The following is an 8,372-nucleotide window of genomic DNA, read 5'->3' on the forward strand; positions in this document are numbered from 1 at the left end:
CTGCGCCATGCAGGGCCGCTGGATGTATCTTGTAGCTATTATAGACTGGTATTCCCGGAAAATCGTGGGCTATGAGCTGTCCCAAACAATGAATAAAGAGTTTGTAATCAAAGCTGCTAGGTGTACAGGACATTGCAAAAAAGCATGGTGTCAGCATCAACGCCGTGAAGTCCTGGGTGAGAAGACATAACTGGGTAGAGGAAAAGAGGAAGGGTGCACACAACAGCAGTAAGGGTGCACACAAAAGGAGGCGAGATACATTTGGTCGGCCAATCTATCGGCTTGAATCAGATAAGCTTATAAGTGATTGATTATCAGGGGAGGATTTATGTTAGTTTAAAAGGCAGCCGCGATTACTATGCCCACTTCTTTGAGGTCTAGTTACATGGGAGTGCGCATTATTTTCTGTTTAGTTATCGAACCTGTAAGGAAAATCGGCTTTTAGGCTCTGGATTGTTGTTCCCGGCAGGAATTTTGAGAAAAATGGCGAATAATAGGTCAGTGTACGGGGTGTTATACATGGTTAGAGATGATAGCTTCCATGGGGTCGATATTAAGCCTCAGGACAATGCTGTGCACGCTTTGCCGGCTGCTCTGGCTAAGAGGCACAATGTGCTACCACTTCGGGTTGTAGATGGAACCCTTTATCTGGCCATAGCCAATCCTTCAAATGTAATAGCTCTAGACGAAGTCAGATTAGCCACTGGGTATGATATCAGGCCTGTTGTTGCTAATCCAAATCATATCACTGCCGAGATCACCAACCTTTACGGACCTCTTGATAGTATTGCTCGTGATACCGAACAGTCACCAGAGGCAAAAGAGCTGCTCCTAACCGCTGATAGCGCCACTGCCTTGTCCATTATCGATATCGTCAATTCTATGTTTGAGCAGGCAGTACAACAGCGCGCCAGCGACATTCATCTGGAGCCAAATCTGGAAGGGGGACAGGTTCGCTTTCGTATTGACGGCCTTTTGCATCCGCAGATTAGTTTCGACCCTCAGGTGTTTGCGGCTGTGATTACAGCCCTTAAGGTAAGGGCTGGTATGGATATTGCTAAACGCCTAATTCCACAAGACGGGCGGCTAGAATGTACCGTCTCGGATCAAAAGATAGATGTGCGGATGGCTAGTTTGCCTACTATCAAAGGAGAGAAACTAGTTTTACGACTCCTGCACAGAACAAGTAGGATTGATGATATCAGTAAGCTAGGATTTACAGGCCAAGTACAAAAAAGCTTGCTCTGCTTTCTCGCCCGATCCGGCGGCATGATTTTGGCAACAGGTCCCACTGGGTGCGGAAAAACCACTACCTTGTATACCTTACTTAAGTCCCTTAACAGCACAGAGCAGAACATAATTACTATTGAAGATCCCGTGGAATACCACCTTCCCGGTGTGAACCAAGTACAAGTAAATCCTAAAGCCGGCCTGAGCTTTGCAAGTGGCCTGAGGGCGATACTGCGCCAGGATCCAAACATTATTATGGTGGGTGAGATTCGTGATCGCGAAACAGCAGAAATTGCCGTCCGGTCGGCTCTAACAGGGCATCTGGTTCTATCCACTCTGCATACCAACGATGCAGCCAGTACCATCACCCGTCTTCTGGATATGGGGATAGAACCGTACTTGCTGGCGTCAGCTCTAAACGGGATCCTGTCTCAACGCTTAGTCCGCTCTGTATGTTCCTACTGTGGTGAGCCATACACACCGGACATATATGAACAAAGAACACTGGGCAGTCACCCCACGGAGCAACATGCCCGTTTACGTAAAGGCCGAGGCTGTCCGCTGTGCCGTTATACCGGCTACTTGGGAAGGATGCCTATTGCTGAAACCTTGGATGCTAATTCAGGTAGTATTCAAGCTATGATACTCGCTCGCTCTACAGCAGAAGATATCCGCCAACAGGCAATCAAGGAAGGAATGGTTCCGCTGTTGGGCGATGGTTTAGCCAAAGTTGCAGCCGGCTACACAACTGTGGCTGAAGTCATTCAGGCAGTTGGTTGGCTAGCCGAAAGCACTTTTAGTTAGAGCCTACCTTGATAAAGGCATTGTAGGGGGAGACCTACTTGGTGCAGTTTATCTATGACGCCTGTACACCTGACGGTAACAAAGTCCACGGAAAGCTGAGAGCAAAATCCCTCGAAGAAGCCCAGGGCCAACTGCATCAACAAGGCCTCTTAGTCATTTCGTTAAAGGCATGTAGGAGTAGGGCCCGGTTGTTGGAGCGCCTGTTACTGAGTTTGGTCAGCACTGGATCAAAACTTCAATTCCTCAGTCGGTTTGTACGGCAACTAAGCAATTTGAGCCGCGTTGGTCTTCCCTTTCTAACCTGTCTACAAATAATAACCGATGAAACCAAACAACCCTTATACAAGCGAGCACTGACAGAGCTGGGGCATGATGTAGCCCAAGGGAAATCGCTGGCAAAAGCTATTTCTAAGCAGGATCATCTGTTCCCCCCACTCTTGGTCCAAATGACAGCCGCTGCCGAAGCAGCCGGTAAATTAGAGGAGGTTTACGATCAGCTGGCAGATACTTATCAGCAAGAGCTTGAGCTCAGGCGCAAAATTGCTGCTGTTGCTGCCTACCCAGTGTTAGTGCTCTCACTAGCCCTGGTGGGGGCCGTTGTTGTCAGCAGGCTAGCTGTGCCTCACCTGGAGGAACTGCTGGCTTATTCAGGTGCCAGCCTTCCACTTCTCACTAAAATGCTGCTGCTTTTAGGACAACCAAGTACCTGGCACGTACTGTTAGTCCTGCTTGGAGTATTAATAGTACTATCTTGGATATTGTGGCTGACACCATCCGGGACCCGAATCCGCAATTTGATGTTGCTGCGCACCCCGGTGCTAGGATCTTTGATTCTGCGTTTTCATTTAGCCCGTACCTGCCATGTCCTTAGTCTTTGCCTGGGCTGTGGTATACCGCTTCTTACCGCTTTAAGTATTGCCGAACAGGCAGCCCTTATTCAAACCCTGTCAGATGAGATAAAGCAGCTCAGAGCTGGCAGTCAACTAGGTCTGAGCCTTACCAGTCAGTTGCGTACCATTAAAGCTGTTCCCAGTTTTCTTGTTCAAATGGTCCGGGTCGGAGAAGAAACAGGGTGCATGCCGGAAATGCTGCAACAAGTAGGGAATATCTTGGGCAATGACGTTCGCCATTCACTGACCATACTGGTTGCCTGGCTGGAGCCGCTGCTCATTGTTACCGCCGGAGTTGTGGTTGCTGTTGCTGTTTTAGGGATCCTGCTGCCGCTGCTGACCTTGGTCGACGCTCTGGCCTAAATATCACTTAATTTTGACCGAGGAGGGTGTTCATGCTAGCTGCTATCCACCAAGATGAACGAGGTTTAACCTTAATTGAACTGCTAGTAGCAGTGTTAATACTGGGTCTATTTGCCGGGCTGGCTGCACCGCGCTTAGTAAGTGCCTGGGATAATGCTAAGACATCCGCCTGTAAATCCAACTTGAAGCAAATCGAAGCGGCGCTAGAACTCTATTATTTTGAGCAGAACGAATATCCTAGCCAGCTTCAAGACAAAGACGGGCTTAATTTGGAGCTGAAGAGTCTCCCCGCCTGTCCTCAGAGCGGACAGTCATACAACTATACGAAGACAGACAAAGGGTATGAGCTTAAATGTGATAAACATCATTTCGTTATCACCGAAACCGAAGTGGATTTTAGCGGCAGTGACAGCTCTTAGGGGTTGGGGTAGAGGGGCCAAGTATATGTTATCGAAGTCATCTGGTTGCCAGTTAGTTGCGGTGGTTCTCTGCCTAGGTCTCTATCACCTTGCTTTGGGCTTGACCGGGAGTGACAATGCCTGCCTTTGCCGTGCCTTAATCTTAGGCTTTGTCTTTATCGCTGCAGCTTTTATTGACATGGCCACTTACACACTTCCTAATCTTCTCACCTTGGGCGGGGCGGTGCTGGGATTGCTGCTGCCGGGAGGCGATTTCATTGACTCTGCTAAAGGCGGTTTAGCCGCGGCAACCATCATGGGCTCCATCGCCGCTATCAGCCGGGGCGGTATTGGTGGAGGAGACATCAAACTAGCTTTAGCCATGGGCACATTTTTGGGCTGGCCGTTGGTAGTACCAGCCCTTGGCTTGTCGTTCTGGTTCGGAGGCAGTATGGGGCTAATCTTGATCCTGGCCCGAGTGAAAAAGCGGACAGATCCCATCCCTTTTGGACCCTTTTTAGCCCTCGGAACATTAGTTGCCCGCTTATGGGGGCAGGAGCTGGTAAAATGGTATCTTACCGTAATGTGGAAACGCCTCTGACCGAGAACAATGCCGGATATGCTCTGATTGAACTACTAGTGGTTGTAGCTGTCGTAGCCTTATTAGTGGTAACAATCATATCACCGGCAGCAAAATGGATCGATTTCATTCGGCTCCGACAAGGGGCCAGAGAATTGGCCGCCACACTGCGATTACTCCAAAACCGAGCCCTGGTAGAAGAAAGAACCTTCCATGTCAGATTCGTGCTTCGCGGCGGCACTCGCTGGGGTTTACTGATTAAGCAAACGGACGATGCCGGTTTCTTTGAGAGTGACCAGGTCTATAAACCTTTGCCCGCGGGTATTACTGTAACCTACTTCTCGGAGCTAATGTTTCACCCAACCGGGGCTCCGTCCAAAGGTCTCACTATAAGACTAGCCAACCCTCACGGCCGCGAAATAGAGATTACCGTGGTACCTGCTACCGGTAGGGTAAAAGTAAAGGAGAAGAGTAATTGAAAGCCAACCACAGGGCCGCCGGTTTTATGTTAGTTGAGGTAATGATAGCTGTATTTATCGTCACCTCAATCACCGTACCCTTGGCCTCTGTACTTATCACCACACACCGCAGTACAGCCTGGGCTCAAGAAAACATGCAAGCCTTAATCCTGGGACAGGCCCATATGGAGGAGCTGCTGGCGTTCGGTTCGGAAGCCTGGGTAAGCCAACCTTTTCTTCCGGTGTCGGCCAATCCCGATTATGATCTGGCAGTGGTAGTCAAGCCCCTGCCGGCTAGATTATATGAGATACGAGTACTTATTCGTTGGGGAGATTCGTCTGATGACCAAGCCTTCGAATTGGCCACATTGGCGACATCTACAGGTCGGTTCCAGCCATGATTCAGGCGCAATTCTAGTGGAGTTTCTAGTTGCCCTGGCTGTCACCGGCCTGATAGTTACAATTCTCATGAGTACCTCCTGGTTACAATTGAGGGCATATCAGGCCACTATGGAGCAAAGCGAGGCCCTTCAGAATGCCTGGGCAGCGTTACTCTGGCTCAGAAGGGATCTTCAGGCGGCACGAGAGGTAACCGTCGCCCAACACGACGGGGTAGTAACCTTGGAAGTTCCACACATCTCGGCCCAAGATCGAACTGAAGTCAAATGGCGCTCCATCGAATATCGATTTCAACCAAGCAATGCCCAGTTACAGCGCAATATCCGGGGCTCATATAATATTGTAGCTGAAGGAGTCATTGGTTTCACCTTTTCTCTGAACTCTAAGCAGCATCTCGCCACCATAACCGTAACCACCAGGGAAGGCTCCAAGACTATTCAGATCACTACTAAAATCTGGCTCCGCAACATGAGGTAGCAGCAACATGATGGCAAATACTAGATCCGGTTCGGCCGTAATAACGGTATTAGTGTTAATAACTATGTTACTGACTATTGCCGGCGGATTGGCCTATTTGCACCGGGTAAACGGCCGACTGGCGCGCAATTACCTGGATGAGGCCCAAGCCATGTATCTGGCCGAAGCAGGGCTAGCTGTGGCTGAGACTGTCCTGCGGCAAGACCCAAACCATCGCCTGCCAGTTACAGGAGAGCTAAACACAGGCACCTACCGAGTCGAATTTCGGACCCATGGAGAACAACTCCAACAACAAAGACTTAGCTTACCAGTAGAAGCTACCGGTCGGGCCGGTGCCGCCAGGCAAACTCTGGTTGAGCTTTTCACCCTGGAGCCTTATCCTAGACACGAGACTTATGATTACGTTCTTTTTCATGGCACCGATCAAGCCAATCTGATTTTGTTGGAAGGTTCCCATATAGACGGCCACGTTTTTGCTAATGGAGACATTTCCATTTTGTCTGAGGTGACAATGAGGGGCACTTTGTATGCGAGTGGTACCGTATTGTCGGAACAGGAAGAAGATCTGGACACAGTCACTGGTGTTAATCCTATTGATTTTCCTGATCTTGACGCGGATTTTTACCGAAGCATTGCTGTTATAACCATTACCGGCCCAGCCCATGTTAGCGGCAGTGAAAACAGTGGGGGAGTCGTGTTTGTATTTGGCGACGTTGTAGTTACTGGAAACCTGACCCCTGGAACAGCGGTGATTGCTACCGGCAAACTTACCATCAGTGCCGGCTCCACAGCCACAGGCATGGTGCTTTTAATCGGTAAAGAAGGGATAGAGGTGGAGAGTTGTTCGCTGACGGCTGTCTTGTTTTCCCCGGCCACAGTGGCCTTTCAAACGCCAGCAACACTCACTGGAACAGTTACAGCCAAAAGGGTCATTTGCCACTCCGGTGTGCGGTTGTGTTATCTCGACCCAGCCAAACAAGAGCTGCAAGCACCGCTCCCTGGTCTTACAGTTACACGATCGAACTGGTACCAAAAGTTTTTCATACCGGTTGCCGATTAGGTTCGGAGAAAGGTTGTGATTGCGTGAATTTAATTAACACTATGGAGAGCGCCGTAGCCGCTCAGTTGCATGATATCCAGACTCGGTTTCCGCAAGTCTGCTTTTGTGATCGCTGTCAACGGGATATCCAGGCCTTGGCTCTTAATGCCCTGCCAGCGCGTTATGTAGTTACGGAGGAAGGTGAAATCTACGCCCGAACGGCTCAACTACGGCAACAGTATTGCACTGACATCACCATCGCCTTGATCCAAGCTATAACTAAGGTGCATAAACATCCGCGCCATAACCAATGTGAAAGAGGGTCGTGAATGCAGCAACAATTGCTGGGATTAGACATTGGGTCTGCAACGGCAAAATTCGTTGTTCTAAGTAGCAAAGGTCGGGGTTCGCGACCACCGGTTCATATTACAAACAGCGGTACGATAGAAATCCCACCTGGTTCTGTGGTGGCTGGAGAAATAGTGCAGCCGGTTGCAGTGGCGTCAGCCGTCAAGTCGGCGTTGCAGACAAGGGGGATAATGGTCCGGCGCGTAGCAGTAGCAGTAAACGGTTCTCACCTGGTTCTGCGGCGGCTAGATCTGCCGCCCCTACCGGTAATGCAGTTAAAACAACTGCTCAGGTGGGAAATAGGACGCTATGTCCCATACCCGGCCCAGGAAACAGAGTTTGGTTTCGTTTCGTTGGAACGTACTCCGCAGCAGCATACCGTTCTGCTAGCCGCCAGCACCAAGAACATTGTGCAAGCACTCATGGAGACTGTTAGGTTAGCAGGGCTGCGGCCGTTGCTGCTGGAACCCGGAATGGTAGCCCTACTGCGCTGGGTTCAGTATTGCCATCCTACTCAGACCGACAACCTTATTCTGCTCGACTTTGGTACCAGCACTGTCGATATTCTGATCGTCAATCATGGTCAGCCTGTTATTGCTCGCACAGTTACTATTAAGGCAGACCAGGGTCGGGCCAAAGAAGGGTTGTTAGCTGAGATCCGACGAAGCATCGATTTTGCTCGGACTCAAGACCACGTCGATCCGAGCCCGCACTGTTTCTGCGTCGGAGGCCGGGCCAACGACAACTTATTCCTCCGTGATTTAAAAAATCACCTAGGTGTACAGGTCAGCCAAATAGAAAATTGTTTGTCCTCAACAATTGACCTTAATCTCTTTGCCACCGCTTTAGGTCTAGGCTTGGGATGGTGGAGTGGGGGAGTGCTATGCAGTCAGTTCCAAAGCTAATTGGACAGCTAAACTTACTACCGGACCAGATTATTCGCGAGCAGAGACTGGATAGGGTTCGAATAATCTCAGGCTGTCTCTTGTTGGTCTTGGTCGGCCTGTCGTTGTTAGTTCAAGGGCAGCTGCAACATAAGATTGAATCCTTGGAGTTGGAAATAATAAAAATGGAGCCCATAGCTTTCCAAACACGCACCCTTCAAAAGAAAGCTAAGTATCTTCAGGCTCAATTGAACCAGGAAGAGAAACGCCAAGATCTGTTGAGCAATCAAGCCCGTATCGACCCCGGAGCCGACTTAGATCAGATTGAAGCAGCTATTCCAACCGCTGTCAGCCTGACCCAGATAACACTTGATCTTGAAGTGCTTCGCCTTAGCGGTTTGGCTGCCAAACCGCAGGATGTGGCGGTGCTATTAAAAAAGTTGCAGCTGGCTTTCGGAGACAGTCTACGTTTAACCGCCTGCCACTATAAAAACGACACCAG

The 8,372-nt window shown here is 49.7% G+C and carries 11 protein-coding genes; all 11 read left to right on the plus strand.

Annotated elements, in window-relative coordinates:
* The first annotated feature begins 519 nt into the window (after positions 1–519).
* Positions 520–2,034 carry a type II/IV secretion system protein gene (locus GX016_11005; protein HHT72069.1) on the plus strand — a complete coding sequence of 505 codons (1,515 nt, stop codon included), beginning with the start codon at positions 520–522 and terminating at the stop codon, positions 2,032–2,034.
* Positions 2,035–2,075: 41 nt separating this feature from the next.
* Positions 2,076–3,287 (plus strand): type II secretion system F family protein, encoded by a 1,212-nt coding sequence (locus tag GX016_11010; protein ID HHT72070.1) that lies wholly within the window; start codon positions 2,076–2,078, stop codon positions 3,285–3,287.
* A 32-nt stretch (positions 3,288–3,319) separates the two neighbouring features.
* The gene (locus tag GX016_11015; protein HHT72071.1) at positions 3,320–3,706 is read left to right on the plus strand and encodes a prepilin-type N-terminal cleavage/methylation domain-containing protein; all 387 of its coding nucleotides are present in this window, start codon (positions 3,320–3,322) and stop codon (positions 3,704–3,706) included.
* 25 nt (positions 3,707–3,731) lie between these two features.
* Complete coding sequence (locus tag GX016_11020; protein HHT72072.1) at positions 3,732–4,286, plus strand: prepilin peptidase; 555 nt, start codon at positions 3,732–3,734, stop codon at positions 4,284–4,286.
* Entirely contained in the window at positions 4,253–4,744 is a 492-nt protein-coding gene (locus tag GX016_11025) for a prepilin-type N-terminal cleavage/methylation domain-containing protein (GenBank protein ID HHT72073.1), read from the plus strand. The genes GX016_11020 and GX016_11025 overlap by 34 nt, the downstream gene beginning before the upstream one ends.
* A complete protein-coding gene (locus GX016_11030) occupies positions 4,741–5,124 on the plus strand; it encodes a hypothetical protein (GenBank protein ID HHT72074.1) in 384 nt (127 codons plus the stop codon). Before GX016_11025 ends, GX016_11030 begins: the two co-directional genes overlap by 4 nt.
* 16 nt (positions 5,125–5,140) lie before the next feature.
* Positions 5,141–5,599: a hypothetical protein gene (locus GX016_11035; protein HHT72075.1), complete on the plus strand. Its 459-nt coding sequence runs from the start codon at positions 5,141–5,143 to the stop codon at positions 5,597–5,599.
* A gap of 7 nt (positions 5,600–5,606) precedes the next feature.
* Positions 5,607–6,659: a hypothetical protein gene (locus tag GX016_11040; GenBank protein ID HHT72076.1), complete on the plus strand. Its 1,053-nt coding sequence runs from the start codon at positions 5,607–5,609 to the stop codon at positions 6,657–6,659.
* 23 nt (positions 6,660–6,682) lie between these two features.
* Positions 6,683–6,967 (plus strand): late competence development ComFB family protein, encoded by a 285-nt coding sequence (locus GX016_11045; protein HHT72077.1) that lies wholly within the window; start codon positions 6,683–6,685, stop codon positions 6,965–6,967.
* Positions 6,968–7,891, plus strand: coding sequence for a pilus assembly protein PilM (locus tag GX016_11050; protein ID HHT72078.1), 924 nt, complete (start codon positions 6,968–6,970; stop codon positions 7,889–7,891). It begins immediately after the preceding gene.
* Positions 7,870–8,372 (plus strand): PilN domain-containing protein (locus tag GX016_11055; GenBank protein HHT72079.1); only part of this gene is annotated, 503 nt, incomplete at its 3' end. The genes GX016_11050 and GX016_11055, both read left to right, overlap by 22 nt.

It is taken from the genome of Bacillota bacterium (assembly GCA_012837285.1).
In the GTDB taxonomy this organism is placed as follows: Bacteria; Bacillota; DTU030; order DUMP01; family DUMP01; genus DUNI01.

Bases quoted from the DNA above. Each gene is read 5' to 3' on its own strand.
- GX016_11005 (HHT72069.1), top strand. From the start codon at position 520: ATGGTTAGAGATGATAGCTTCCATGGGGTCGATATTAAGCCTCAGGAC.
- GX016_11015 (HHT72071.1), top strand. From the start codon at position 3,320: ATGCTAGCTGCTATCCACCAAGATGAACGAGGTTTAACCTTAATTGAA.
- GX016_11020 (HHT72072.1), top strand. From the start codon at position 3,732: ATGTTATCGAAGTCATCTGGTTGCCAGTTAGTTGCGGTGGTTCTCTGC.
- GX016_11025 (HHT72073.1), top strand. From the start codon at position 4,253: ATGGTATCTTACCGTAATGTGGAAACGCCTCTGACCGAGAACAATGCC.
- GX016_11040 (HHT72076.1), top strand. From the start codon at position 5,607: ATGATGGCAAATACTAGATCCGGTTCGGCCGTAATAACGGTATTAGTG.
- GX016_11050 (HHT72078.1), top strand. From the start codon at position 6,968: ATGCAGCAACAATTGCTGGGATTAGACATTGGGTCTGCAACGGCAAAA.